General features: G+C 68.4%; 22 protein-coding genes and 1 other RNA gene. 12 read left to right on the forward strand and 11 right to left on the reverse strand.

Annotation, left to right across the window (positions count from 1 at the left end):
- Window positions 1–108: 108 nt before the first annotated feature.
- The 3 genes from lon to ROJ8625_RS10720 all read right to left on the reverse strand — a co-directional run bounded on the left by lon (window position 109) and on the right by ROJ8625_RS10720 (window position 4,445).
- A complete protein-coding gene (gene lon, locus ROJ8625_RS10710; RefSeq protein ID WP_085791864.1) occupies window positions 109–2,520 on the reverse strand; it encodes an endopeptidase La in 2,412 nt (803 codons plus the stop codon).
- A gap of 220 nt (window positions 2,521–2,740) precedes the next feature.
- Window positions 2,741–3,181: a PAS domain-containing protein gene (locus ROJ8625_RS10715; RefSeq protein WP_085791865.1), complete on the reverse strand. Its 441-nt coding sequence runs from the start codon at window positions 3,179–3,181 to the stop codon at window positions 2,741–2,743.
- A 145-nt stretch (window positions 3,182–3,326) separates the two neighbouring features.
- The gene (locus tag ROJ8625_RS10720) at window positions 3,327–4,445 is read right to left on the reverse strand and encodes an alkene reductase (protein ID WP_085791866.1); all 1,119 of its coding nucleotides are present in this window, start codon (window positions 4,443–4,445) and stop codon (window positions 3,327–3,329) included.
- 447 nt (window positions 4,446–4,892) lie between these two features.
- Here ROJ8625_RS10720 and ROJ8625_RS10725 point away from each other — a divergent pair, with 447 nt between their 5' ends.
- Genes ROJ8625_RS10725 through ROJ8625_RS10735 form a run of 3 tightly spaced genes read left to right on the forward strand, consistent with a single transcriptional unit; the run spans window position 4,893 to window position 7,812 of the window.
- The gene (locus tag ROJ8625_RS10725; protein ID WP_085791867.1) at window positions 4,893–6,110 is read left to right on the forward strand and encodes an NAD-dependent epimerase/dehydratase family protein; all 1,218 of its coding nucleotides are present in this window, start codon (window positions 4,893–4,895) and stop codon (window positions 6,108–6,110) included.
- Window positions 6,107–6,937, forward strand: coding sequence for a glycosyltransferase (locus ROJ8625_RS10730; RefSeq protein ID WP_085791868.1), 831 nt, complete (start codon window positions 6,107–6,109; stop codon window positions 6,935–6,937). Before ROJ8625_RS10725 ends, ROJ8625_RS10730 begins: the two co-directional genes overlap by 4 nt.
- Window positions 6,934–7,812, forward strand: a complete 879-nt coding sequence (locus tag ROJ8625_RS10735; protein ID WP_085791869.1) for an NAD-dependent epimerase/dehydratase family protein — start codon at window positions 6,934–6,936, stop codon at window positions 7,810–7,812. Before ROJ8625_RS10730 ends, ROJ8625_RS10735 begins: the two co-directional genes overlap by 4 nt.
- A 271-nt stretch (window positions 7,813–8,083) precedes the next feature.
- On the opposite strand, the gene ROJ8625_RS10740 is transcribed toward ROJ8625_RS10735, so the two are convergent.
- Both ROJ8625_RS10740 and ROJ8625_RS10745 read right to left on the reverse strand, forming a co-directional pair.
- Window positions 8,084–8,920 carry a fumarylacetoacetate hydrolase family protein gene (locus tag ROJ8625_RS10740; protein ID WP_085791870.1) on the reverse strand — a complete coding sequence of 279 codons (837 nt, stop codon included), beginning with the start codon at window positions 8,918–8,920 and terminating at the stop codon, window positions 8,084–8,086.
- A 129-nt stretch (window positions 8,921–9,049) separates the two neighbouring features.
- The gene (locus ROJ8625_RS10745; RefSeq protein ID WP_085791871.1) at window positions 9,050–9,988 is read right to left on the reverse strand and encodes a 2-hydroxyacid dehydrogenase; all 939 of its coding nucleotides are present in this window, start codon (window positions 9,986–9,988) and stop codon (window positions 9,050–9,052) included.
- A gap of 155 nt (window positions 9,989–10,143) precedes the next feature.
- Here ROJ8625_RS10745 and aroQ point away from each other — a divergent pair, with 155 nt between their 5' ends.
- Window positions 10,144–10,584 (forward strand): type II 3-dehydroquinate dehydratase, encoded by a 441-nt coding sequence (gene aroQ, locus ROJ8625_RS10750; RefSeq protein ID WP_085791872.1) that lies wholly within the window; start codon window positions 10,144–10,146, stop codon window positions 10,582–10,584.
- Here aroQ and ROJ8625_RS10755 read toward each other — a convergent pair.
- Window positions 10,581–11,234 (reverse strand): TetR/AcrR family transcriptional regulator, encoded by a 654-nt coding sequence (locus ROJ8625_RS10755; RefSeq protein WP_085791873.1) that lies wholly within the window; start codon window positions 11,232–11,234, stop codon window positions 10,581–10,583. The two genes, aroQ and ROJ8625_RS10755, sit on opposite strands and share 4 nt — an antisense overlap.
- Window positions 11,235–11,375: 141 nt before the next feature.
- Here ROJ8625_RS10755 and ROJ8625_RS10760 point away from each other — a divergent pair, with 141 nt between their 5' ends.
- Complete coding sequence (locus tag ROJ8625_RS10760) at window positions 11,376–13,415, forward strand: NADH:flavin oxidoreductase (RefSeq protein ID WP_085791874.1); 2,040 nt, start codon at window positions 11,376–11,378, stop codon at window positions 13,413–13,415.
- An 81-nt stretch (window positions 13,416–13,496) separates the two neighbouring features.
- On the opposite strand, the gene ROJ8625_RS10765 is transcribed toward ROJ8625_RS10760, so the two are convergent.
- The 3 genes from ROJ8625_RS10765 to ROJ8625_RS10775 all read right to left on the reverse strand — a co-directional run bounded on the left by ROJ8625_RS10765 (window position 13,497) and on the right by ROJ8625_RS10775 (window position 16,954).
- Window positions 13,497–15,143 carry a BCCT family transporter gene (locus ROJ8625_RS10765; protein ID WP_085791875.1) on the reverse strand — a complete coding sequence of 549 codons (1,647 nt, stop codon included), beginning with the start codon at window positions 15,141–15,143 and terminating at the stop codon, window positions 13,497–13,499.
- A gap of 231 nt (window positions 15,144–15,374) precedes the next feature.
- Window positions 15,375–16,367 (reverse strand): acryloyl-CoA reductase, encoded by a 993-nt coding sequence (acuI, locus tag ROJ8625_RS10770; protein WP_085791876.1) that lies wholly within the window; start codon window positions 16,365–16,367, stop codon window positions 15,375–15,377.
- Window positions 16,368–16,438: 71 nt separating this feature from the next.
- Window positions 16,439–16,954, reverse strand: coding sequence for a DinB family protein (locus ROJ8625_RS10775; RefSeq protein ID WP_085791877.1), 516 nt, complete (start codon window positions 16,952–16,954; stop codon window positions 16,439–16,441).
- A 284-nt stretch (window positions 16,955–17,238) separates the two neighbouring features.
- Here ROJ8625_RS10775 and ssrA point away from each other — a divergent pair.
- The 6 genes from ssrA (at window position 17,239) to ROJ8625_RS10805 (ending at window position 21,444) form a co-directional block, all read left to right on the forward strand.
- Window positions 17,239–17,591, forward strand: a transfer-messenger RNA (tmRNA) gene (ssrA, locus tag ROJ8625_RS10780).
- A 78-nt stretch (window positions 17,592–17,669) separates the two neighbouring features.
- A complete protein-coding gene (chrA, locus tag ROJ8625_RS10785; RefSeq protein ID WP_085791923.1) occupies window positions 17,670–18,914 on the forward strand; it encodes a chromate efflux transporter in 1,245 nt (414 codons plus the stop codon).
- A gap of 106 nt (window positions 18,915–19,020) precedes the next feature.
- On the forward strand, window positions 19,021–19,494 hold the full coding sequence (locus ROJ8625_RS10790; RefSeq protein ID WP_085791878.1) for an SspB family protein: 474 nt from the start codon (window positions 19,021–19,023) through the stop codon (window positions 19,492–19,494).
- A gap of 87 nt (window positions 19,495–19,581) precedes the next feature.
- Complete coding sequence (fumC, locus tag ROJ8625_RS10795; protein WP_085791879.1) at window positions 19,582–20,976, forward strand: class II fumarate hydratase; 1,395 nt, start codon at window positions 19,582–19,584, stop codon at window positions 20,974–20,976.
- 49 nt (window positions 20,977–21,025) lie between these two features.
- Window positions 21,026–21,202, forward strand: coding sequence for a DUF4169 family protein (locus ROJ8625_RS10800; RefSeq protein WP_085791880.1), 177 nt, complete (start codon window positions 21,026–21,028; stop codon window positions 21,200–21,202).
- On the forward strand, window positions 21,199–21,444 hold the full coding sequence (locus ROJ8625_RS10805) for a ribbon-helix-helix domain-containing protein (protein ID WP_085791881.1): 246 nt from the start codon (window positions 21,199–21,201) through the stop codon (window positions 21,442–21,444). Before ROJ8625_RS10800 ends, ROJ8625_RS10805 begins: the two co-directional genes overlap by 4 nt.
- On the opposite strand, the gene ROJ8625_RS10810 is transcribed toward ROJ8625_RS10805, so the two are convergent.
- Entirely contained in the window at window positions 21,426–22,112 is a 687-nt protein-coding gene (locus ROJ8625_RS10810) for an SIMPL domain-containing protein (RefSeq protein WP_085791882.1), read from the reverse strand. The genes ROJ8625_RS10805 and ROJ8625_RS10810 overlap by 19 nt on opposite strands.
- Before the next feature lie 156 nt (window positions 22,113–22,268).
- Between ROJ8625_RS10810 and ROJ8625_RS10820 the strand changes: the two genes are divergently transcribed.
- Complete coding sequence (locus ROJ8625_RS10820; RefSeq protein WP_143535091.1) at window positions 22,269–25,418, forward strand: hypothetical protein; 3,150 nt, start codon at window positions 22,269–22,271, stop codon at window positions 25,416–25,418.
- Window positions 25,419–25,561: 143 nt separating this feature from the next.
- Here ROJ8625_RS10820 and ROJ8625_RS10825 read toward each other — a convergent pair.
- The coding region (locus ROJ8625_RS10825) for an integrase core domain-containing protein (protein ID WP_143535081.1) at window positions 25,562–25,905 on the reverse strand (344 nt) is incomplete at its 5' end.

Raw genomic sequence — 25,905 nt, forward strand, 5'->3', positions numbered from 1 at the left:
CGGCCCATGGTTCCTGCTCGACACGCAGACAGCCTGTCACGCGAACGAAAAACGCCCCCGCGGGTAGCCGCGGGGGCGTCGGAAACGCTCGAGCCGAAGGTGGCTCCGTCAGTGGGCGACTGCACCCGGCTCCTTGCCGTCGTCGGTACGCTGCATCGCGTCGACAGCCGCCTCCTCGGCATCCTCGTCCCAATCCACGGCCTCCGGCTTGCGGATCAGCGCGTGTTCCAGAACCTCGGACACGTGTCCGACCGGGATGATGTCCAGCCCGTCCTTCACGTTGTCAGGCAGCTCGGCCAGATCCTTTTCGTTCTCCTTCGGGATGAGAACGGTCGTGATCCCGCCGCGCAGCGCCGCGAGCAGCTTTTCCTTCAGGCCGCCGATCGCGCTGGCGTTGCCGCGCAGCGTGACCTCGCCGGTCATCGCGATGTCCTTGCGGACCGGGATGCCGGTCAGCACCGACACGATGGCTGTCACCATGGCCAGACCGGCCGACGGCCCATCCTTGGGCGTGGCGCCGTCGGGCACGTGAACGTGGATGTCCCACTTCTCGAAGCGCGGCGGCTTGATACCCACCTGCGGGGCGATAGAGCGAACGTAGGAGGATGCCGCGTCGATCGATTCCTTCATCACGTCGCCAAGCGTGCCGGTCGTCTTCATCCGGCCCTTGCCCGGCAGGCGCAGTGCCTCGATGTGCAAGAGGTCCCCGCCCGTCGAGGTGTAGGCGAGCCCGGTGACGACACCGACCTGGTTCTCGTCTTCGGCCAGCCCGTAGCGATGACGGCGCACCCCGAGATACTCCGACAGATTGTCGGGGGTGATGGTAACCACGTCCGCCTGCTTCTTGACGATCTGCGTGACGGCCTTCCGCGCAAGCTTTGCCAGCTCCCGCTCGAGGTTCCGCACGCCCGCTTCGCGGGTATAATAGCGGATCGTGTCGATCATCGCCTGATCCTCGACCACGAACTCGGTCTTCTTCAGACCGTGGTTCTTGATCTGCTTGGGCAGCAGGTGCCGCTTGGCGATCTCGGCCTTCTCGTCCTCGGTGTAGCCCGACAGCGGAATGATCTCCATCCGGTCCAGAAGCGGGCCCGGCATGTTGTAGGAGTTCGCCGTCGTCAGGAACATGACGTTCGACAGATCGTACTCGACCTCGAGGTAGTGATCCACAAAGGTCGCGTTCTGCTCGGGGTCGAGCACCTCGAGCATCGCGCTGGCCGGGTCGCCGCGGAAGTCCTGACCCATCTTGTCGATCTCGTCGAGCAGGATGAGCGGGTTCGTCGTCTTGGCCTTCTTCAGCGCCTGGATGATCTTGCCCGGCATCGAGCCGATATAGGTCCGGCGGTGGCCGCGGATCTCGGACTCGTCACGCACGCCACCCAGCGAAATGCGGATGAACTCGCGCCCAGTCGCTTTCGCAACCGACTGCCCGAGCGACGTCTTGCCCACGCCCGGCGGGCCGACGAGGCACATGATGGGCCCCTTCAGCTTTTTCGAGCGCTGCTGCACGGCCAGATACTCGACGATCCGTTCCTTCACCTTCTCGAGGCTGTAGTGGTCGTCATCGAGGATCTTCTCGGCCCGGCCGAGATCCTTCTTCACGCGGGATTTCGTCCCCCACGGGATCGACAGCATCCAGTCGAGGTAGTTGCGCACGACGGTCGCCTCGGCGGACATCGGGCTCATGTTCTTGAGCTTCTTGATCTCCGCTTCGGCCTTCTCGCGCGCCTCGTTCGACAGCTTGGTCTCGGACACGCGCTTCTCGAGTTCCTGGACCTCGTTCTGGCCGTCCTCGCCGTCGCCGAGTTCCTTCTGAATGGCCTTCATCTGCTCATTCAGGTAATACTCGCGTTGCGTGCGCTCCATCTGCGACTTCACGCGGGTCTTGATCTTCTTTTCGACCTGCAGGACAGACATCTCGCCCTGCATCAGGCCGTAGACCTTTTCCAGCCGGTCGGACACGGCAAGCGTCTCCAGAAGCTCCTGCTTCTGGTTGACCTCGATACCGAGGTGACCGGCCACGAGGTCGGCGAGCTTCGCCGGTTCCGTCGTGTCGTTGACGGCGGTCAGGGCCTCCTCGGGAATGTTCTTCTTGATCTTCGCGTAGCGTCCGAACTCGTCGGCGACCGAGCGGACCAGCGCGTTGATCGCGGTCGCGTCGCCCGGCATTTCCTGCATGTTCTCGGCCCGCGCCTCGAAGAACGAGTCGTTCTCGAGATACTCGGTGATCTTCACGCGGCCCTGCCCCTCGACCAGCACCTTCACGGTGCCGTCGGGCAGCTTGAGCAATTGCAGGACGTTGGCCAGCACGCCGGCGGTATAGATACGATCCGACGTGGGGTCGTCCTCGGCCGGGTCGATCTGACTGGCCAGCAGGATCTGCTTGTCGTCCTGCATGACCTCCTCCAGTGCGCGCACGGATTTGTCGCGGCCGACGAACAGCGGCACGATCATGTGCGGGAACACCACGATGTCCCTCAGCGGCAGCACCGGATAGGAGGAGTTGAGAGGCTGTTCCATGAGACTTCCTTCTGCTCGGCAAGACGGCCCGGCCCCGACAAACGGCAGCGCTGGTCGCCTCCTCTTCAGACCTAGGACTTGTGGCTGAGGCTAGCGCTTTTCAAGCGCGGCGCGCCAGCGCGTTCTTGCCCCGTCATCCCGGATTTCGCGGGTTATCCACACAAAAGGCGGCGGTCGCTTCGCCGCGATACCCAATATGTAGGCATTCGATCGCGCTCTGTCACGCAACCGTCAGTTCGGAGGGCGGCTCTTCGGTGAGCGTCGAGACGACCAGGAGCTCGCTGACCGGCGCATCGGGCGTCGCGCGCACGCCGGTCACGGTCACGTTCCAGCATGCTGGCGTGCCGCGCGCCGTGGGGCATTCCGCCACGAAGGACACGTCGCGACCCGACGCCGCGAGCTCCACTGCGTCGCGCAGGCGCGGTCGGGCCTCCTCTGGCCAGAGCGTCCACCAAAGGCGGCCGAAGATCGGACCGGGATCCGCGATCTCCATCGCACAGCGACCGTTGCGTGACATGTAGTGCAGCGACCCATCGAGGCCCACGAGCTTGATGCAGTCGCGCGACAGCGCCATCAGGATCGCCGTGCGCGGATCGATATCGATTCCGTGCGCGCGGGCATCCTCGATGTCGCCATGTGCGATCCGCGTCAGTTCCAGCATCAGTCGGCCCTTCCCGCTCTTCGCTTCGGGCCCGGTCTAGCAACCTTTCGGCCGTCTGGAAAAGCCTCGACACCGCGACAGTCACGCGCATGCTGCGCAGCCGGGGCGCCGCACTCCGGCGCCCCGGCCACGATGCGCTCCGCGATCACTCCGCCGCGGTCTGGGCGGCCGCCGCGCTCTGTTCGAGGAACGGATAGTCGGTGTAGCCTTCGCGCCCACCACCGTAGAAGGTGTCCTTGTCCGCGCCGTTCAGCGCCGTGTTGCGGGCCAACCGCTTCGGCAGGTCCGGATTGGCGATGAACGGCACGCCGAAGGCGACGAGGTCGGCATCGCCGCGTTCGACACGGTCGATCGCCATGTCCCGGTCGTACCCGTTATTGGCCATCCATGTCGTGCCGAGGCGATCCTTCAGCGCGCGCAGGTCTGCACCCTCGGGCAGGTCGCGCGGCCCGCCGGTCTGACCCTCGATCATATGCACGTAGGCCAGGCCGCGATCCTTGAGGATCTCGACGAGGTGGTCGGCCAAGGCCGCGGGATCGCTGTCGGTCGCGTCGTTCGCAGACGAGAACGGCGACAGCCGCACGCCGGTGCGCCCGGCGCCCCAGACGCCCTCGACGGCATCGAGCACCTCGAGCAGAAGGCGCGAGCGGTTCTCGAAGGATCCGCCGTACGCGTCGTCGCGCTTGTTCGGGCCGTCTTTCAGAAACTGGTCGATCAGGTAGCCGTTCGCGGCATGCACCTCGACCCCGTCGAAGCCCGCGGCCTTCGCGTTCTCGGCCGCGGTCCGGTATTCCTCGATCAGGCGCGGGATTTCGTCGAGCCGGAGCGCGCGCGGCTCGGAGACATCCACCATCTTCTCGCCGTCGAAGGTCGGCGCGTTCGCGCGGACCACGGACGGTGCCACCGGCGGCTGGCCGTCGGGCTGCAGCGAAGTGTGCGAGATTCGGCCCACATGCCAGAGCTGCATCACGATCTTGCCGCCGGCGGCGTGCACGGCGTCGACCACCTCCGTCCAGGCGGCGACCTGTGTCGCCGAATGGATGCCCGGCGTCCAGGCGTAGCCTTTGCCCTCGGGGGTGATCTGTGTCGCCTCAGTGACGATCAGCCCGGCGCCAGCGCGCTGGGTATAGTATTCGACATGCATGTCCATCGGCGCGTCGTCGTCGTTCATCGCACGGTTGCGCGTGAGCGGCGCCATGACGATGCGGTTCTTCAACTCGATGTCCCCGGCACGCGTCGGGGTGAAAAGCTTTGCCTCGGTCATCGCGGCGTCCTTTCGTTTCAGTGCGCCCGCGGATGCGCGGGCACCGACGCGCAAGAGCTAGGAAACCGCGGGCGCGCTGCCACCCCCGCCGACCGGGTGGCGGCCATGCGCCCTCGCGCAGGAACCGTGCGCCTTCGCGCGGATCCCCGACCGCGCGCGCATCCGGGCAGTCCTCCGGCCCTTCGCGCCCCGCCGCGGGCAGCCATCGGCGGGCCGACGTCGCGCCGGATCGGACGACGCGCGGGCGGCGCCTGCGTGCCGCGCCGCTTGCCGCGCGTTGCAAAAGGGTCATTTTACTTTCACACGGTGCGCGCCTAGGACGCGGCGTCAATCTCGGCCGCCGCGCCCGCAAGACCGCGGCGGCGGCGCACCATTTCGCCGCGACCGATGCGGCGGGCACGACAGCCGCACGCGCGGCAGAACAACCGGACGGGACGGAGGACATCCATGCGCATCGCCATTCTCGGAGGGGACGGCTTCTGCGGCTGGCCCACCTCGCTGCAACTCTCGGCAGCCGGCCACGAGGTCCATATCCTCGACAACCTGTCCCGTCGCTGGATCGACACCGAGCTCGGGGTCCAGTCGCTCACGCCGATGGATTCGATCCAGGAACGCTGCCGCATCTGGAAAGAGGTTTCCGGCGAAAGCCTGCATTTCCACCTGCTCGACCTCGCCAAGGAATACGAGCGGCTCAAGGCGTGGCTGGTCGAATATCGCCCCGACGCCATCGTGCACTTCGCCGAACAGCGCGCGGCGCCCTACTCGATGAAGAGTGACCGCCACAAGGTCTACACGGTCACCAACAACACGAACGCCACCCACAACCTGCTGGCAGCGATGGTGGAGTCGGGCATCGACGCGCACCTCGTCCACCTCGGCACGATGGGCGTCTACGGGTATTCGAGCGTGGGCGCGCCGATCCCCGAGGGGTATCTCGACATCGAGATCGACACGCCGGACGGCAAGAGAGCGCAGGAGATCCTCTACCCCACGCGTCCGGGCTCGGTCTATCACATGACCAAGTCGCTCGATCAGATCCTCTTCCAGTTCTACGCCCAGAACGACGGCCTTCGGATCACCGACCTGCACCAGGGCATCGTCTGGGGCACCCATACGGACCAGACGCGGCGGCACGAACAGCTCATCAACCGCTTCGACTACGACGGCGACTACGGCACCGTGCTCAACCGCTTCCTGATCCAGGCGGCGATCGACCATCCGCTGACCGTGCACGGCACCGGCGGACAGACCCGAGCCTTCATCCACATCCGCGACAGCGTGCGCTGCATCGAACTCGCTCTGGACGACGCGCCCGAGGCCGGCGACCGGGTGAAGATCTTCAACCAGATGACCGAAACGCACCGCGTGCGCGACCTTGCGGAGCTGGTGGCCAAGCTGACCGGCGCGAAGGTCGCCTACCTGCCGAACCCGCGCAAGGAAGCGCCCGAGAACGACCTGATCGTGAAGAACGACCAGTTCCTCGCGCTCGGCCTCGATCCGACGACGCTGGCCGAGGGGCTCCTGTCCGAGGTCGTGGACGTCGCGAAAAAGTTCGCCCACCGTATCGACCGCTCCCGCGTTCCCGCGGTGTCGGCCTGGACGAAGGATCTCGGCTCCCGCGTGGAACGCGACCCCGAGGGCAAGGCGCTCAAGTCCGTCTCGTGAGCGCGCTCCGCCCCGAGCGGGAGGCCCGGTCGTCCCGGGCCTTCGTCACCCTCGTCACGAACGCCGACTTCGCCCGCGGCGCCGCGGCGCTGCTGCACTCGCTGTCGCTGACCGGCACCGACGCGGATCGCGTGGTCCTGCACACCGCGGCGGTCCCGGGGGACGCGCGCGCCACTCTCCGCGAGCGCGGCGCACGGCTCGTCGAGACCGATCTCCTGCCGACGAGCGCCGCGTTCAACGCCGCTCACGCGAAGGACCGGATTCACGGCAACAATCCCTTCACCAAAGGCGAGAAGCCGCCCTTCCATACGCCTCTCGACAATTTCGCCAAGCTGCGGCTGTGGCAGCTCGACTACGAGCGCGTCGTCTTCCTCGACGCCGACACGCTGGTGCTGCGCCCGATCGACCGGCTGTTCGACTACCCCGAGTTCTGCGCGGCGCCCAACGTCTACGAAAGCCTCGGCGACTTCCACCGGATGAACTCCGGCGTCTTCACGGCCCGGCCCGACCCGACGACCTTCGCACGCATGCTCGCCCGGCTCGACGCGCCGGGCGCCTACTGGAAACGAACCGACCAGACCTTCCTGCAGGATTTCTTTCCCGACTGGCACGGCCTGCCGGTCTTCGACAACGTGCTGCAATATGTCTGGTTCACCCTGCCCGCCCTGTGGGACTGGCAGGCGATCCGCGTGCTGCATTTCCAGTACGAGAAACCGTGGACGGCGCACGCGAAGGCGGATCGTCTCGCGCCGCTGATCGCGCTCTGGCACGCCTACGCGGCCGGCGAGACGCCCGACCTCGCAGCCTTGCCCGCCCCGCCGGCATGAGGATCGCCGTCACCGGCGCCACCGGCTATGTCGGCCGCTTCGTCGTCGCCCGCGCGCGGCGCGACGGCCACCATGTCACCGCCCTGACGCGCCGTGACCCGGGCGTCGGGCTCGCGCACATGCCCTACGATCTTGCCGCGCCACCGCCCGATCTCGCCGGCATCGACCTGCTGGTCCACCTCGCCCTCTCCCACCGTCCCGGCCGCTACCGTGGCGGAGAAGGCGACGATCCCGACGGCTTCATCGCGGCCAATCTCGACGGCACCCGCAGGCTCTTCGACGCCGCGGCGACGGCAGGTGTGCCGCGGGTGGCGTTCCTGTCCTCGCGCGCGGTCTTCGACGCGCTGCCGCCGGGCACGTCGCTGCCCGAGGGCACGCCGCCCGCGCCCGCCTCGCTCTACGGCCGGACCAAGGCGGCTGCGGAGACCCATCTCGCCGACCTGTCCTGCGCCGGATGGGCCCTGCGCGCGACCGGGATTTTCGGCCGCTCCCCTGCGGCCCCGCCCCGGGCCGCTCCGCCCGACTGGCGGAAATGGCAGGCCGAACTGCGCGCCGCCTTCGCCGGAGAGACTCTCGCGCCGCGGCGCGGCACCGAGGTTCACGGCGCCGATCTCGCCGATGCCCTCTTCCGTCTGGTCGCCCAGGACGCGGCGCCGGGGCCGGTTCATGTCTCCGACATCCTGCTCGACCGCCGCGAACTGATCGCCTGCGCCGCACGCGCGGCCGGACGCGCCCTCCCCCTGCCGCCGCCATCCGACACGCCGATCAGCGCGCTCGGCTGCGCCACGCTCGCAGGGCTCGGCTGGACGCCCGACGGACGGGCCCGGCTCGACGCCGAGATGCCCGCGCTCCTCACCGATTTCGGCCTCGCCTGAGGCGCTTCCGCCCGACCTTCTTCTTGGTCCAAATACTCCGGGGAGCGCGAGGGGCAGCGCCCCTCACACCGGCCCGAACGCCCCGCGCTCAGTTCTCGGCCGGGCGCCCGACGGACGGGCCCGGCTCGACGCCGAGATGCCCGCGCTCCGCGCCGATTTCGGCCTCGCCTGAGGCGCTTCCGCCCTACCTTCTTCTTGGTCCAAATACTCCGGGGAGCGCGAGGGGCAGCGCCCCTCGCACCGGCCCGCGCGCGCACCAGCGCGGTCAGCCCTAGACCACCTCCTGGCGCTGCGTCCCGAGCCCCTCGACGCTCAGCTCCATCACGTCGCCCGGGCGCAAGAAGCGGTGCGGCGACATGCCCATGCCGACACCCTCGGGCGTGCCGGTGGCGATGATGTCGCCGGGCACGAGGCGCATGAAACGGCTCATGTAGGCCACGATCTCGGCCACGCCGAAGATCATGTCGGCGGTGCTCGATCGCTGCGTAGCGGCGCCGTTCAGCGTAAGCGACAGCGCCAGGGCCTGCGGGTCGGCCACCTCGTCGGCGGTCACGAGCCACGGGCCGACCGGGCCGAAGCCCGGCGCGGACTTGCCCTTGATCCACTGGCCCTTGCGCTCGATCTGCCATTCCCGCTCGGAGACATCGTTGACCACGCAGTAGCCGGCGACGTGATCGAGCGCCGCGGCCTCGGACACCTGCCAGCAGTCCTGGCCGATCACCACGCCCAGTTCGACCTCCCAGTCGGTCTTGGTCGATCCCGGCGGGATCGCCAGGGGATCGTCGGGCCCGGCCAGCGCGGAGGCCGCCTTGGAAAAGACGATCGGCTCCTCCGGCGGGGTGGCGCCGGTTTCGGCGGCGTGGCGCGCGTAGTTCAGACCGATACAGTAGAAGGTCGGCACCGAGGCGAGGCAGGCGCCGGTCCGGCCCGGCGCCTCCACGACCGGGAGGTCGGCGGGGTCGAGGGCGCGCAGCGCGTCGAGCGCCGGCAGCGCCACGGCGTCGCCGGCGAGGACCGGCACGTGCGCCGACAGGTCGCGCACCTGTCCGTCGGCCTCCAGCAGCCCCGTCTTTTCCTGCCCCGGCGGGCCATATCGCAACAATTTCATGCCGTCTCCCTTCCTGCACCAATCGTTCCGCCCCGCGGGCACATGTCGTGTCGGCCGGCGTGGCCCTGCGCGGTCGCGGCCTCCGGCGGGACCGGGGCGACAGCGCCTGCCCCCGCTCGGCCCGCGCCTTCAGATCACCGGCGTCGCCAGGTCCCGACCGTCGAGAAAGGCCGCCACGTTCTCGCGCTGGAGCGCCGCCATCGCCGCGCGCGTCTGGCGGGACCCGGACCCCTGATGCGGCTGGATCACCACCGAGGGCAGCGCGTAGAACCGCGGGTCGATGTCGGGCTCGCCGCGGAACACGTCGAGCCCCGCTCCGGCGATCCGCCCGGCCTCCAGCGCGTCGAGAAGCGCGTCTTCATCCACCAAGGATCCCCGCGCGATGTTGACGAGAACGCCGCGATCGCCCAGCGCGTGGATGACCTCGGCCGATACCATGCCTTCGGTCTCGGCCCCGCCGACCAGCGCGACGAAGAGCGTGTCGACGGCCTCGGCGAGCGCGACCGGATCGGCGTGGTAGCGCCAGCCTGGCGTCTCCTTCTCGCTGCGGGAGTGGTAGTGGATCTCCATGCCGAAGCCCTCGAGCCGGCGGGCAATCGCCCGGCCGATCCGCCCCAGCCCGAGAATCCCGGCGGTGCCGCGGCTCGCCTGGGTGTTCAGGCGGTATTCGCCCTTCGCCTTCCAGTGACCCTCGCGGGCCCAGCGGCTCGCTTGCTCCATCTCGCGGCGCTGCATGAGCCACAACCCGATGGCGAGGTCGGCCACGTCGTCGGTCAGCACGTCGGGCGTGTTGGTCACGCGAACGCCCCGCGCCTGCGCCGCGTCAAGGTCGATCGCGTCGTAGCCGACGCCATAGTTGGCGATGAGTCCGAGCGACGGAAGAAGATCCATCTCGGCCGGGCCGAAAGGGGCATGGCCCTTGTAGGCGACGGCGCGGATCGCTGCGCGCTCTGGCGCATCGACGCGCGCAAGGTCCGACAGCCGGTCGAGGTGCAGCGCGTCGAACGTCTCGGCGAGCGCGGCGCGCTCGTTCGGCTGGTAGCGTCCGATCGATGCGGTTTCGGTCATGGCAGGCCCCCTGCGTCAGCGTTTCGGGCGCAGATGACGCAGGCGGGCGCATGCTGTCAACGCGGGCGCCGCACCGAACGGCGACGCGGCGATTGCAGCCGGCGGTGCGCCGCGGCTATGACAGTCGGACAGAGCAGCGAGCCGTGAAAGCCCACATGCAGACGATCCTGATCCTGAACGGTCCGAACCTGAACCTCCTCGGCCGGCGCGAGCCCGAGATCTACGGCCATGAGACCCTCGCCGACGTGGAGGCGCGTTGCCGCGCGGTCTGTCCCGCGGGCGTGTCGATCGATTTGCGGCAATCGAACCACGAAGGCGTTCTGATCGACTGGATCCACGAGGCGCGCGAGAGTGCAACAGCCATCGTCATCAATCCCGGCGCATTCACGCACACGTCAATCGCGATCCTCGATGCACTGAACGCCTTCGAGGGGCCGGTGATCGAGGTTCACGTGTCGAACGTGCATCGCCGCGAGGCCTTCCGCCACCATTCCTACGTGTCCGGCCGGGCCGACGGCGTCATCGCCGGGTTCGGGATCGAGGGGTACGAGGCCGCGACGCGGCGGATCTGCACGCTCATCGGCGCGGGCCACTAGCCCGCGGCGCCGAACCGGGCGCGGAACCGCGCGAGGTCCGCCTCGGACGGCGCCTCGCCGCAATAGACCTTCACGTAGCTCGGCACCCGCTCCAGCCGGGTCGCGAGGGTCTCGTCCGTCTGCAGTGCGATATAGCCGATCTGCACGAGGTATGCCGTGCGCGCGCGGGTATCGGCCTCCGCCCCGGTGAACCCCCAGCGCTCGAACAGCGCTCGGATCGCGCGCAGTCGCTCGATGTCGGCGGCATTGACCCGTTCGGTCACCGCCGCCGATCTGTGCGCCCAGCCGCGCACGGCAAGGTCGAGCCCGGGGTCGAAGCCGTCAGGGTCGAGAAACGCGCCGATCAGGTTCAGCATCGCTTCGGGTGCGGTCGCCGCGTAGGCGTTGCAGGCCGCCGCAAGACGACCAGTGTTTTGCGCCTCCCACGTCTCGAGCAGCGCGTCGAGCAACGCGGCGCGATCGCGGAAGAACCAGTAGAAACTGGTGCGAGACAGGCCGAGCCGCGCGGCGAGCGGCTGGATCTTCACGGCGTCGAGGCCGCTCTCGACGAAGGCCGCGCGCGCGGTGTCGAGCCACAGCGCCCGGGAGCCGCGCCAGCCCGCCGCCCCGGCAGCCGCCCCGGCTGCGTCCCGTGTACCGCCCTCACCCATGCCCTGTCGCTAGGCCAATGGGCGCCGATGCGCCAGCAAAAAATAAACACTGCAGTCTCCAAACTTGACACCGGTGAACATTTTGCGGAACGGATGTCGGCAGGCGCCCTGATCCGGGCGCCGAACCCGAGGAGCGCGCCCATGTCCACCGATCCCCTTCTCCAGCCGTTTCGGCTGAAACACCTCGAACTGCGCAACCGTTTGATGATCTCGGCGCACGAGCCGTCGTATGCGGAGGACGGCATGCCGAAGGAGCGATATCGGGCCTATCACGTTGAACGCGCGCGGGCCGGTCTGGCCCTGACGATGACCGCGGGCTCTGCCCTCGTCAGCCGCGACAGCCCGCCGGCCTTCAACAACATCCTCGCGTGGAAAGACGAAGTGGTCGGCTGGATGAAGGGGCTGACCGATGCGTGCCACGACGAGGGCTGCGCGGTGATGATCCAGCTCACCCATCTCGGGCGGCGCACCCGGTGGGACCGGGGCGATTGGCTGCCCACCGTGTCCGCCGGCCCGGAGCGCGAGCCGGCGCACCGCGCCTTTCCCAAGGTCGTCGAGGATTGGGACATCGAGCGTCTGACCGAGGACTACGCCGCGGCGGCCGAACGGATGCAGGCTGCCGGGCTCGACGGGATCGAGATCGAATCCTACGGGCACCTGATGGATGCGTTCTGGTCGCCGCGGCTGAACGCGCTCGACGGGCCGTATGGTGGACCGGATCTCGAGAACCGGATGCGCTTCACTTTCGACGTCCTGCGGGCGATCCGTGCGCGCGTCGGCCAGCAGTTCATCGTCGGGATGCGGTACTCCGCCGACGAAAGCGTCGCCGGGGGCATCACACGCGACGAGGGCCTCGAGATCTCGCGCCGCCTGCGCGACTCGGGGCTCGTCGATTTCCTGAACGTCATCCGCGGGCATATCGACACCGATGCCGGTCTGACCGACGTGATCCCGGTGCAGGGCATGGCGAGCGCGCCGCATCTCGACTTCGCCGGGGAGGTCCGGGCCGAAACGAGGCTTCCCACCTTCCACGCAGCCAAGATACAGGACATCGCCACGGCGCGGCACGCGGTCGCGAGCGGCAAGCTCGACATGGTCGGGATGACGCGCGCGCACATCGCCGACCCGCATATCGTCGAGAAGATCCGCGCCGGCACCGAGGACCGGATCCGCCCCTGCGTCGGCGCGAACTACTGCCTCGACCGGATCTACCAGGGCGGTGCCGCGCTTTGCCTGCACAATCCGGCCACGGGCCGCGAATTGAGCGAGCCGCACCGGATCGCACCCGCCGGGGTGTCGCGCCGCGTGGTGGTCATCGGTGCCGGTCCCGGAGGGCTCGAGGCGGCGCGGGTGGCGGCGGCGCGCGGGCACGAGGTGACCGTGCACGAGGCCGCGTCCGACCCCGGGGGCCAGATCCGGCTGACCGCACGGACCCGTCGCCGCTCGGAGATGATGCAGATCGTCGACTGGCGCGTTGCCGAATGCGAACGCATGGGCGTGCAGTTTCGCTTCAACAGCTTTGCCGAGGCCGACACCGTGACGGAGGACGCGCCCGACGTGGTGATCGTCGCCACCGGCGGACTCGCGCATGCGGAACTGCCGGCGGGCGGCGACGAGCTCGTCGTGACCGCGTGGGACATCCTGTCGGGCGATGCGGCGCCCGGCCGCGAGGTTCTCATCTGGGACGACGCGGGGGACTACGCGGCGCTTCAGGCGGCCGAGGCGCTGGCCGAAGCCGGCGCGCGGGTCGAGCTCGTGACCCGCGACACACAGCTGTCGTCCGAGGTGATGGCCATGTCGCTGACGCCGGCGCTGCGCAAGCTGCAGGCGCTGGACGTGACGGTGACGCTCGGGTGGCGGCTCGACGCGGTGGGGCGCGAGGGCAACGCGTTGCGCGCGACGCTGGGCACCGATTACGGACCGGCCACCCGCACCCGCGACGTGGATCAGGTGGTGGTGAACCAGGGCACACGCCCGCTCGACGAGATCTACTTCGATCTTCGCCCGGCCTCGCGCAACCACGGCGCCGTCGATCACGAAGCGCTCGTGGCCGGTCATGCGCAGGACATCGTGCGCAATCCCGACGGCGCCTTCAGCCTCTTCCGGATCGGCGACGCGGTGGCGGCCCGCAACACGCACGCCGCGATCTACGATGCCCTGCGGTTGATGAAGGCGATCTGACCGACGCGCCCCAAAGAAACGGGGCCCCGCAGATCCTGCGGGGCCCCGAGCGATGTGTTGTGCGGTGCGCGTCCGCGAAGCCTACCGCGGTTCGCTCGCCAGCGCCTTCAGCGTCGAGAAGCAGAGCACCAGCAGAACCACCGTGAAGATGATGCCGGTCGCGTTCACCATCGCCTGCAGCGCGGTAAGACCGCCACCGATCAGCAGCACGATGGCCACGATGCCCTCCGTGGTCGCCCAGAAGACCCGCTGCGCGGTGGGCGCCTCGGTCTTGCCGCCGGCGGTGATCGTGTCGATCACGAGAGAGCCGGAGTCCGACGACGTGATGAAGAACACCAGCACGAGGATGATACCCAGCGTCGAGGTGACCATCGTCAGCGGCATGTCTCCGAACATCGCGAACATGGCGATCGAGTCGTTGTAGTTGGCGATGACGTTCTCGTAGACGCCGCTCTCTGTCCCCTGCTCGATCACGTGGGTGATGGCGGTGCCGCCGAACGTCGCCATCCAGAAAATCGACACCACGGTCGGGATCAGGATCACGCAGGTGATGAACTCGCGCACCGTGCGGCCCCGGCTGACGCGGGCGATGAACATGCCCACGAACGGCGACCAGGAGATCCACCACGCCCAGTAGAACGAGGTCCAGCTCTCGCGGAAGCTGTCGTCGTCACGCCCGATCGGGTTGGACAGCGGCACGACATCCCGGACATAGGTCGACAGACCGGTCCAGAAGTCGCTGAGGATCTGCATCGTCGGTCCGGCGAAGAACACGAACAGCAGAAGCACCGCGGCGAAGAACATGTTGATGTTCGACAGGAGCTTCACCCCGCCGTCGATCCCGCGAACCACCGACACGAGCGCCACGCACGTCACGCCGATGATGACGATGATCTGTGTGTTGAGACCCTCGGGCAGTCCGAAGACGTAGTGCAGACCCGAACTTGCCTGCTGAGCGCCCAGGCCGAGCGATGTCGTCAGGCCGAAGAGTGTCGCGAATACCGCGATGATGTCGATGATGTGACCCGGCCAGCCCCAGACGCGATCGCCGAGGATCGGAAAGAACGCCGAACGGATCGAGAGCGGGAGCTGCTTGTTGTAGGTAAAGAGCGCCAGCGCCAGCGCGACCACCGCGTAGATCGACCAGGGGTGCAGACCCCAGTGGAAGATGGTCGCGGCGAGACCGTGCGCGCGGGCCTGCTCGACGAGATCGGCATTCACGCTGCCGTCCTCGTTCAGCGGGCCCTCGAGACCGAGCGGTCCCGACACCTGCATGTGATACACCGGTTCCAGAACGCCGAAGAACATGAGGCCGATGCCCATGCCCGCGGCGAAGAGCATCGCGAACCACGACAGGTAACCGAAGTCGGGCTCGGCCGCGGTGCCCCCGAGCCTGACGGCGCCGTAGGGGCTGACGATCAGCGCGAGGCAGAAGATGACGAAGATGTTGGCGGCCGACAGGAAGAACCAGTCGAACGTCGTGGTGACGAAGGTGAACAACCAGTTGAACACGGCCGACGCCTGATCCTGGAAGATCAGCGTGACGAGCACGAAGCCAAGCGTTGTCAGCGACGAGATCAGGAAGACCGGGTTGTGAATGTCGAAGACAAGCGGACCGATCGATGGGGTGATGTTGTCCTGACCGACCTCATAGGTCGTGTCGATCGTGTTGACCTCTCCGTCCGGTGACGGAATGTCCAAGCCTTCGGACGACGATGTGTCCGTCATTGGCAAGTCCCTCCTGTTGTTGCGGTTTCGGGTATCTTTGCACGAATGGCGAAGTAACGCGAGGGGCCGCCGAAACACCACCGCTTCGACGGACAAATGCCGCGTAGGCCGAAAAGAGCGCGGAACACGCTGTAATACTTCGTGAAAAAGAAACCGGGGTCGCTACGAAACCGCGTAGGTGGACGTGCGTTCGCGCGCGCGGAGACACTCCACGGACGGCGGCGGCCACCGTCAGCCGTTCACATCGACCACGACCCGACCGCGCACGCGGCCCTTCAGGATGTCGGCGCCCAGTGCCGGCAGGTCGTCGAGGGTGGCCGGATGAACCATCGCCTCGAGCTTCTCGAGCGGCAGGTCGCGGCCGATCCGCTCCCACGCGGCAAGCCGACTGTCGTAGGGCTGCATCACGCTGTCGATCCCGAGGAGGTTCACGCCGCGCAGCAGGAAGGGCACGACCTTCGCCGGAAGATCCGCGCCTCCCGCGAGGCCCACTGCAGCCACAGACGACCCGTATTTCATCTGGCCGAGAACGCGCGCCAGCATGGCGCCGCCCACCGCGTCGATGCATCCGGCCCAGGTTTCGGCCTCGAGCGGCCGCTTCGTCGTCTCGGCCAGATCCTCTCGCGGGACGATCTGGGTCGCGCCGAGGTCGCGCAGGTAGTCCGCGCTTTCGGGGCGACCGGTGACGGCGGCGACTTCGTAGCCGAGCCGGCCGAGGATCGCGGTCGCGACCGATCCCACGCCGCCCGACGCGCCGGTGACCAGAACCGGCCCCTGCCCCGGCGCGAGGCCATGCGCCTCGAGCGCCATGACGCCGAGCATTGCGGTAAAGCCGGCAGTGCCCACGGCCATCGCGGACCGGGTGTCGAGTCCTTCGGGGAGCGGCACGAGCCAATCGGCCTTTACACGCGCCTTCTGCGCATAGCCGCCCCAATGCGCCTCGCCGACGCGCCAACCGGTCAGCACCACGCGGTCGCCGGGCGCGTACCTGTCGTCGTTCGACGAGTCCACGGTTCCGGCAAAATCGATGCCAGGCACGTGCGGATAGCGGCGCACCAGCCCGCCGCCGGGCCCGATGCACAGGCCGTCCTTGTAATTGAGCGTGGAATATTCGACCGCGACGGTGACCTCGCCCTCGGGCAAATCGTCCTCGGAGATGTTCTTGACCTCCGCATGGGTCTGGCCGCTCTCCTCGTCCTTCTCGACTAACAGGGCCCGGATCATGCTGCCTCCCTCGCGCGGTTGTTACCCCGAAAGACCTACCGCAGAGCTGAGCGAAGGCAACCCGAAGCGCGTCACAGCACGCGCGCGTCGTCCGGCATGAAGGCGAGATCGGAAACAGGGGCGCGCACCCCGGCCTGGCTGAGCATGGCGTGAACCTGTCCGCGATGGTGGGTCTGATGGTTGAACATGTGCATCACGCAGACCGCGCGCGGACGCTCGACAGTGCGCCCTTCGGCGCCGGAATACCATGACAGCATGCCGGTCAGCTCGACGCTGCGCAGCCGCTCTGACCACAGCACCATCTCCGCATCACGGCGAAAGCGCGCGATCTCCCATGCGTCCAGCGTCGCCGTGAGCGCGACACTCTCGGCGATGCCGCCGTCGGGCCGGGCTGTCCCGGCGAGCCGGGACAGCCACACGCCATCGGCCCAGAGCAGATGGTTCAGCGTGGCGAAGATCGATCCGAAGAACGCGCCGCGATCGCGCATCAGGTCGTCGCGCGACAGCGCCCCGAGGGCGGACTTGAGCTGGCGGTTCTGCCAGGCGTTGTAGCGCGCCATCTGCACGCAATAGGCGGCATCGATCATGGGCGGGGCTCTCCGGGCTTCGCAACGTCGACGAAGTTGGCCGAAGCGCCACCGGCTGGCAATGCTGCTCCGGCAGCCCGCGCAAGGCAGGCTCACGCCGATAAGTGCGACGCTCGGCGATCAGGCTGACGTCGCTTGCCGGGTCGTCCGAAGCCGCGCTGTATCGCGCTGATGCCCGATGTCGGGACTGACGAGGAAACGAACGGCGCGGCTGCGCCTGCTGTGCGGTCTTGCAAGCGACGCAGCACCGAACCCGCGCAAGTGTCGAGAGAATCCGCGCGCCCCCTCTTTTCACGGGGCCGTGTCCCGACTATCTTTGAACTGTCTCGCAAGAGACTATGGGCATAAACGCGCTCGTAATAAGCGGATCGGACCCGGGGGCGGTACCCGGCGGCTCCACCAAACATCCCGTCGTTGGGGGATCATGGGGCCGAAACAGGATCGACGAACGTGTAAAGGGGTAGCTTTGTCCCGGTGAGATACCACCGTTATCGGTTCACTAAGCATAATTGCCAACGACAATCGTGCTCCGGTCGCTCTCGCCGCGTAAGCGGTGCGAAAGACCGAAATCTGAAGTCCAGTTCCTCTAGCAAGGGCTGGCGGGGTTCGCAGGCACCTGGCAACAGAAGCCTGCATTTCATCCCAGATGCGGACTTTTGTGCATGGCTGAACGGGCGTCATGAATTCGTCGCAGCCCGCCGATAGCCGTGTGGCGATGCTCCAGCCGACCCTGCCCGACCTCGCGCGCGTGTTCCATCGCATCGGATGGTTGTCCTTCGGCGGGCCGGCGGCGCAGATCGCGCTGATGCATCGCGAATGCGTCGAAGAACGGCCGTGGCTGACAGAGCGGCAATATCTCAACGCGCTCAGCTTCTGCATGCTGCTGCCGGGCCCCGAGGCGATGCAGCTCGCGACCTATGCCGGCTGGCGTCTGCGCGGCATTCCCGGCGGTCTGATCGCCGGAGGGCTGTTCGTGGCTCCGGGCGCACTCGTGATCGCGGCACTGGCGCTGGCCTATGTCACGCTCGGCACGGCCCCCGGCGTCGATGCCGTGCTGCTGGGCGTGAAGGCCACAGTGATCGTTATCGTGGTGCAGGCGCTCTTCCGGCTCACGCGAAAGGGGCTGACCGGCGGCGCGATGGTGGCGCTCGCCGGCGCGGCCTTCGTGGCAATCTATGTGTTCTCGGTCCCGTTTCCCGCGATCGTCGCGGCCGCCGCGCTCTTCGGGTTCGTGACACGGCGCGAGACCATGGATGGGCCGGCGCCCGAGGCCGTGCCCGCCCTGCCCTGGCGGACCATCGCGGTCTGGGCCGCGCTGTGGCTGCTGCCGCTGCCGATCCTGTGGCTGTCCGGCGCGACGCTCTTTTTCGATCTCGCGGCCTTCTTCGCAAAGCTCGCTGTGGTCACCTTCGGCGGCGCGTACGCGGTCTTGGCGTACATGTCCGACGTCGTGGTCGAGACGAACGGCTGGCTGTCGGCCGGCGAGATGATCGATGCGCTGGGCCTCGCCGAGACGACGCCGGGGCCGCTGATCCTGGTGACGCAGTTCGTCGGCATGCTCGCCGGCTTCGGGGCCGGCGGTATCGCTGCGGCGCTTGCGGCAGGGCTGCTGACGCTCTGGATGACCTTCGTGCCGTGCTTTCTGTGGATCTTCGCCTTCGCCGGCCACGTCGAATCGCTTCTTGCGCGGCCACGGCTGCAGGGTGCGCTGTCCGCGGTCACCGCGGCGGTCGTCGGGGTGATCCTCAATCTGTCGATCTGGTTCACCATCCACGTCCTCTTCGGCGAGGTGCGCCAGGTCGGCGCGCTGGAGGTGTCTCTGCCGGTGCCCGGAACGCTCGATTGGCGGGCCGTGGCGCTCACGGCGCTGGCCGCGACCATGATGATCGGGCTCGGGCGCGGCCCCGTCTTGACGCTTCTGGTGGCTGCTCTGGCGGGTGGCGCGCTGGGCCTGATCTGACGCGAAATCAGGCACAAGACCGGTGTCGCGGTTTTTCGGCGCGTGCCCTTTCATCTGGTGTCAGATGCAATATGCTGCCGGCACGCAACGGGAAGGGCGACAGGTCATGTCCCAAGGCATCGACTACGGCAATCTTATGCATCGCGCGATGCGTGGCCTCATCCAGGAGGTTCTTACGGATGTGGCCGTGCGCGGACTGCCGGGCGACCATCATTTCTTCATCACGTTCGACACGGCGCATCCGGATGTCGAGATCGCGGACTGGCTGTCGGATCGGTATCCGGGCGAGATGACGGTGGTGATGCAGCACTGGTTCGACGAGCTCGACGTCACCGACGAGGGCTTTGCCGTGACGCTCAATTTCGGCGATGCGCCGGAGCGGCTCTACATTCCCTTCGACGCGATCAAGACCTTCGTGGACCCCTCCGTCGAGTTCGGCCTGCGCTTCGAGACGCAGGACAGCGAAGAGGACGACGAGGACGAACCGCTGCGCGTCGCGCCCGATGGCGACGACACAGAGGACGACGAGCCGCCGCGCAAGGATGCCGACGTCGTCAGCCTAGACAGCTTCCGCAAGTAAGGCCGGACCGCCGCGGCGCGTTGCCCCCGCGGCCGCCGCGCGCTATGCGACGTCGCGACATCGTTATCCCAATCGCGAGGCTCCGTGATGACCGCCACCCGCACCGAGACCGACAGCTTCGGACCGCTCGAGGTTCCCGCCGACAAGTATTGGGGCGCGCAGACGCAGCGGTCGATCAAGAACTTCCCGATCGGGTGGGAGCGTCAGCCGGTGCCCATCGTCCGGGCGCTCGGGGCGATCAAGAAGGCCTGCGCGCTTCAGAACGTCGAGCAGGGCACGATGGACCGCGAGATCGGCGAGGCCATCGCCGCCGCCGCGCAGGAGGTGATCGACGGCAAGCACGACGACAACTTCCCGCTGGTCGTCTGGCAGACCGGTTCGGGCACGCAGTCGAACATGAACGCCAACGAGGTGATCTCGAACCGCGCGATCGAGATGCTCGGCGGCGAGATGGGATCGAAAGCGCCGGTGCACCCGAACGACCATTGCAACATGGGCCAGTCGTCGAACGACACGTTCCCCACGGCGATGCACGTGGGCATCGCAATGCAGGCGCGCGACGTTCTGCTGCCGGGTCTGCGCAAACTGCATGATGCGCTCGAGGCGAAGTCTCGCGACTTCAAGGACATCATCAAGATCGGCCGCACCCACACCCAGGACGCGACACCCCTGACGCTGGGCCAGGAGTTCTCCGGCTACGCGCACCAGGTCGCCAAGGGGATCGAGCGGGTAGAGGCGTGCCTGCCCGACATCTACGAGCTGGCACAGGGCGGCACCGCCGTGGGCACGGGGCTCAACACCCGCGGCGGCTGGGCCGAGGGCGTCGCGGCCAGGATCGCCGACATCACCGGCCTGCCCTTCGTCACCGCACCCAACAAATTCGAGGCGCTCGCGGCGCACGACGCGATGGTGATGTTCTCGGGCGCGCTCAAGACCGTGGCCGCATCGCTCTTCAAGATCGCGAACGACATCCGGCTTCTGGGCTCGGGTCCGCGATCCGGCCTCGGCGAACTGATCCTGCCGGAGAACGAGCCCGGATCGTCGATCATGCCGGGCAAGGTGAACCCGACGCAGGCCGAGGCGCTGACGATGGTCTGCGCGCATGTGATGGGCAACGACGCGGCCGTCGGCTTCGCCGGGTCGCAGGGCCATTTCGAGCTGAACGTCTACAATCCGATGATGAGCTACAACGTCCTGCAGAGCATGCAGCTTCTGGGCGACAGCGCCTCGGCCTTCACCGACAACATGGTCGCCGGCATCGAGGCGAACGAGACGCGCATCGGCGAGCTGATGCGCAACTCGCTCATGCTGGTCACGGCACTTGCGCCCACGATCGGCTACGACAACGCGACCAAGGTGGCCAAGACCGCGCACAAGAACGGCACGACGCTGCGCGAGGAAGCCGTGAAGCTTGGGTTCGTCGATGAAGAGACGTTCGATCGCGTGGTGCGCCCCGAGGACATGATCGGCCCCAAGGACTGACCGCAGGGTCGGGCTTGGCCCAGTGCCAAGCGCGAGGTAGCCTCTGGTCATGACGACGCCGATCAACCTCAACCGGGTCCGCAAGCAGAAGGCCCGCGACGCCAAGCGCGTCGCGGCAGATGCGAATGCCGTGAAGTTCGGCCGCAGCAAGGCGCAGAAGAGGGCCGAAGAGGCCGACGCGACCCGCGCGCGCGATCACCTCGACGGTCACAAGAAAGACGAGTGACCGGCAAACCGCAGAAGCGGTCGCTCACGCTGCGCGGCCACCGCACCAGCGTGTCGCTGGAACAGCCGTTCTGGGAGGTGTTCCGCGACATCGCCGCGGCGGACGGCAAGCCGCTCAACGCGCTCGCGGCCGAGATCGACGCGACGCGCGACCTCGATACCGGGCTCGCCTCTGCCATCCGCGTCTATGTGCTGCGCCGATTGTTGCGCGACCGCGCCGCCGATCAGTCGCCGAGCGCGTAGACGATCCGCACCCGCGTCGACACGGTCGATTCGCCAGCCGCCACGGGAACGGATGACGCGCGCATCTCGGCCATCGGCATCGGTTGGTTGCCGCCACCCGTCTCCTCGATCTGCAGCACCTCGCCCAACGCCGTGCCAGCCGTTTCGGCCAGAAGCTCCGCCTTGGCGCGCGCGTCCGACACCGCCGCGCGGCGCGCCGCATCGAGGAGCGGTTTCGGCTCGGACAGGTCGAACTGCAGCCCGCCGAGCGACGTCGCCCCGTCGTCCAGCGCGGCGGCCAGGACATCGCCCAGCCGCTCGAGATCGCGCACGCGGACGGTGAGCATGTTGCGTGCCTCGAAACCGCGCGGCTCCGGCGATGCTCCGGGTTCGCCGTTGCGGTCGTAGACCGGCTCGAGCGACAGGTTCGTGGTCTGAACGTCCGAATCGGCCAGCCCCATCTCCGACATCCGCGCGAGGATCCGGCCCGCGGCTTCGGACGCGGACTCCATAGCCGCATCGGGCGCATCGGCGCGGATCTGGACGCCGAGCGTGATGAGCGCGATGTCTGGCACCGCCGACGCCGTGCCCTCGCCGGTCACGGTGACGTGCCGCTGCTCGATCTCCTGCGCCGCCGCTGCGCCGCCAAGCGCGCAAAGTGTCATGATCGTGATCAGAAACCGCCGCATCGGGTCTCTCCTTGCCTGTCGTTACATGGAACTGTCGCGCGCCGAGGGGTCCGGAGCAAGCCGGCTCCCTTCCGCTCGGCAGTTCGCTGCTGTAAACCCGGGATACTCCCGCCGGCGGACTCCCATGGGAGATACCGAAATGGTAAAGATCGAGCCATGAAGACCGATTACGCGCTGAATCTTTCGGCTTCGGGGATCGCCCTCCTGCAACGCGCCCGGCGCGGCTGGGTGGTTGCCGGTGAAGCCGCGCTCGACGGGGACCTCGAGGCCCAGATGGCCGCCCTGCGAGACATGGTCGCGACCGATGGCAACGGCCGCGCGGCCGTGAAGCTCGTCATCCCCGACGACCAGATCAAGTTCCTGCGGCGCGACGACCCCGGCGAGGCCGAGCGCATCGCGGCGGCAAGCGCGCTGCTCGAAGGCGCGACGCCCTACGCGCTGGACGAGTTGAGGCAGGACCACGCCGTTCGCGGCGACACGCTGTTCGTCTCCGCGGTGGCGGAGGAGACGCTCGAGGAAGCGGAGCAGTTCGCCCTCGCCTACGGCTTCGCGCCGGTTTGCTTCGTCGGGCTGCCCCGTCCGCAGAAATACAAGGGCGAGATGTTCTTCGGCGCCGCGAAGTCGTGGGACGGCCCGGCCCCGAAGCGGGATACGCCGATCCGCATCTACCCGCCCGAGGAGGCGTGGGCCGGCCCCCAAAAGGCCGCGAACGCGCCCAAGGCATCGGACACCACCACCGACGCTCCTGCCGGGTCGGCAGACGGAACGCCCGCGTCCCCGGCCGACTCGCAGCCCGTGGCGACGTCTCGGACCGAGGCAAAGCCCGAAGCGCGGCAGGACGAAACACCGCCCGAGGTCGCCGTCGAGGCCGTGCAACGGGCCGTGGATCAGGCCGAGCACACTGCCCCGGACGAGACCGCGAAGGCGGAGACGGGCGATCGCAGTGACGCCACCGCGACGGCGCCGTCCGATAGAGGATCCCAGGACGCCCAGCCCGCGGCGGACAGGCCGTCCGCGGAACCGCATGTCGAGGACCCGGCCCCAGCACGGACAGAGCCTGCGCGCCCTCAAACCCAATCGACATCCGCGTTAGTTGCGCCAGCGCAGTCCGTGGCCGCTGGAGCGGACTCGTCCGCAGGGCACACCGGCGAAGACCTGTCGAGCGCCCGGACGACGAAGCAGGATGCCCCCGAGACCGCGCCACTGGATGCTGCTGATGCGCCACAGGCCGAGCCGGTAGCTTCGGAGACACACGAGAGCACGGCGACGCGCGACACGCCGGAGCAGAAGCCCAGCGCAACCACATCGACCGACGCGCCGGCACGCGACGCCTCGTCGACGCGCGCCGAGCCGGAGCCCGCGACCAAGTCGAGCAGCGATGCCCCTGCGCCGACCGGCACGCCGACGATCGCCGCCACGTCGGCGCGCGACGCGCCCGAACGCACCTCGGCATCGAGTGACGACACGCCCAGGGCAGCGAACACGCCTGCGCCTGACCACACGTCGGGAGGCGAGGCTCCTGCCCCGACCGACGCGCCGGCCCCTGCCGCGGCGGCATCCGCAACGCCAGCCTTCACCAGCATTCGTGCGCGCCGCGAAGCGCCCGCGGCGAATGCCGGGGCGCCGAAGGTCGGTGCGCCCGACACCGCCGGCGCAACGCGCGCGGCGCCGAACCGGCCGGACCCCGAACTGGTCCAGGCCCGCCTGCGCGGGCTCGTGGCGGCGACGCCGGACCCCGAGGACAACCCCGACCCACACGGCGTGGCCGAACCCGCGTCCCCGCGCATCGCCGCCCAGCCGTCGCCGAGGGTCGCGATGGAAAAACCGGCGCCGGCCACGGCCGCGTCGACTGCCGGATCCTCCGGCGCGGGCGACGCGCGAGCCCGGATCGCCGCGCTCCGGCCCGGGCGCGAACCGTTGTCCGGACCCGCGGGCGGCGCCGCAACTCTCGATGACGAAGCGCAGCGCATGACCGTGTTCGGCGCCCGGCAGCAGGCCGATGGCGCGCGGATCGGAGGAAAGCCCCGCTTCCTCGGCTTGATGCTGACGGCGCTGCTCCTCGTCTTCCTCGCCGGCGTTGCAGCCTGGGCCTCGGTCTATCTCGACGACGGCATCGCCAGTTTCTTCCGGTCGGAGCCCTCGGATCGAACCGAGACAGCCGACGGACCGGCGCCCTCTCTACCGGCCGACGGGGCCGCTATCGGAACTGCCGACGACGCGTCGGATGCGGAAGCGGCGGACGGCCCCGTGCTGGCGGCGCTCGACGCGTCGCCCGACGGCGCCCCGGACGACACGTCGGCACCGGCCGCGATCTCCGAACCCGTCGCGCCCCAGCCGGCCGGCCCGGATGCGGCCGAGGCGACCTATGCGGCGACGGGGATCTGGCCGCTTGCGCCCACCGCGCCGTTGCCGCTCGGACCGGGTACCGACAGTGTGGACGACGTGCGGCTCTTGTCGCTGGAGCCCGATGTGGAGATGCAGGATCCGGTCGCTCTGCCCTCCGCACCGGGGGCGGCGGAGCGCGGCGCACCGTTCGAGGCGCTGCCGTCCCCGGCGCCGGCTGACACGGTGTTCGATCTGGACGAACGCGGGCTCGTGCGCGCGACCCCCGAGGGCGCCCTCAGCCCCGACAGGGTCAGAATCTTCGCCGGACGTCCGCCGGCCATTGCGCCGACCCGGCGCAGCGTGTTGCCCGGCGACGTGCCACTGCCCGGCGATGCCGCGGCGCTGGAGCGACTGCAGCAGCTGCGCGGCGTGCGCCCTCGGATCCGTCCCGTCACGCTTATCGAAAGCAACGAGCGCGCGACGTTCCGTGGCCGGTCCCTGACCGAGCTGGCGATGCTGCGACCGCAGATCCGGCCCGAAACGGAAAAGGCGGCGGCCGAGGCGGACGTGACCGCGACCGCGCAGGCAATTTCCACCTCGCGACCCCCGATCGCGCGCCCGCGCGACTTCGACCGGATCGTCGAGGAGGCGCGCGCGCGCCAACGGGCGGCCCCGCCGCAGGACACGCAGGTCGCCTCTGCAGGCGCGGTCGCGCCGCGTACGGTTTCGCCGAGCGCACCGTCGAACGCCTCGGTCACGCAGCAGGCAACCGTGCGCAACGCGCTCAACCTGCGCAGCGTCAACCTGATCGGGGTCTATGGCCAACCGTCGAACCGGCGCGCGCTCGTCAGACTCGCCAATGGCCGTTACGAAAAGGTCAAGGTCGGCGATCGCATCGACGGGGGCCGCGTCGCCGCCATCGGCGACAGCGAACTGCGATACGTCAAAGGCGGCCGGAACCTGACGCTGGAGATGCCGTAACGCGCGGGCGACGCTCCTGATCGCGGACGTAAAAAAGGCGGCCCGACGGGGCCGCCTTTTTCGTCTCGGTCACGTCGGTGACGGATCCCGGGTCATTCGGCCGCGCGCACATCCCCGTGACCTGCTCCCCGGATTGTCCTCGTTCAGAAGTTTAGTCCGTTCCGGGTTTGGTCCTTCTCTGACCTGTTGAAGTATTCCCGCGGGGTAAGCCCGTCGAGGCTCGTGTGCGGGCGGTGATGGTTGTAGTCTTCGCGCCATGTCGCAATCAAATGGCGGGCATGGCGCAGGCTGGCGAAGAGGTGCTCGTTGAGGCATTCGTCGCGGAGCCGGCCATTGAAGCTCTCCACGAAGCCGTTCTGCATGGGCTTGCCTGGCGCGATGTAGTGCCACTCGACATGGCGCTCCTCCTGCCACTTCAGGATGGCGTTCGAGGTCAGTTCAGTTCCGTTGTCGCTGACCACCATGCAGGGATAGCCGCGGGCCTCGG

The sequence above is a fragment of the Roseivivax jejudonensis genome (assembly GCF_900172265.1).
In the GTDB taxonomy this organism is placed as follows: Bacteria; Pseudomonadota; Alphaproteobacteria; order Rhodobacterales; family Rhodobacteraceae; genus Roseivivax; species Roseivivax jejudonensis.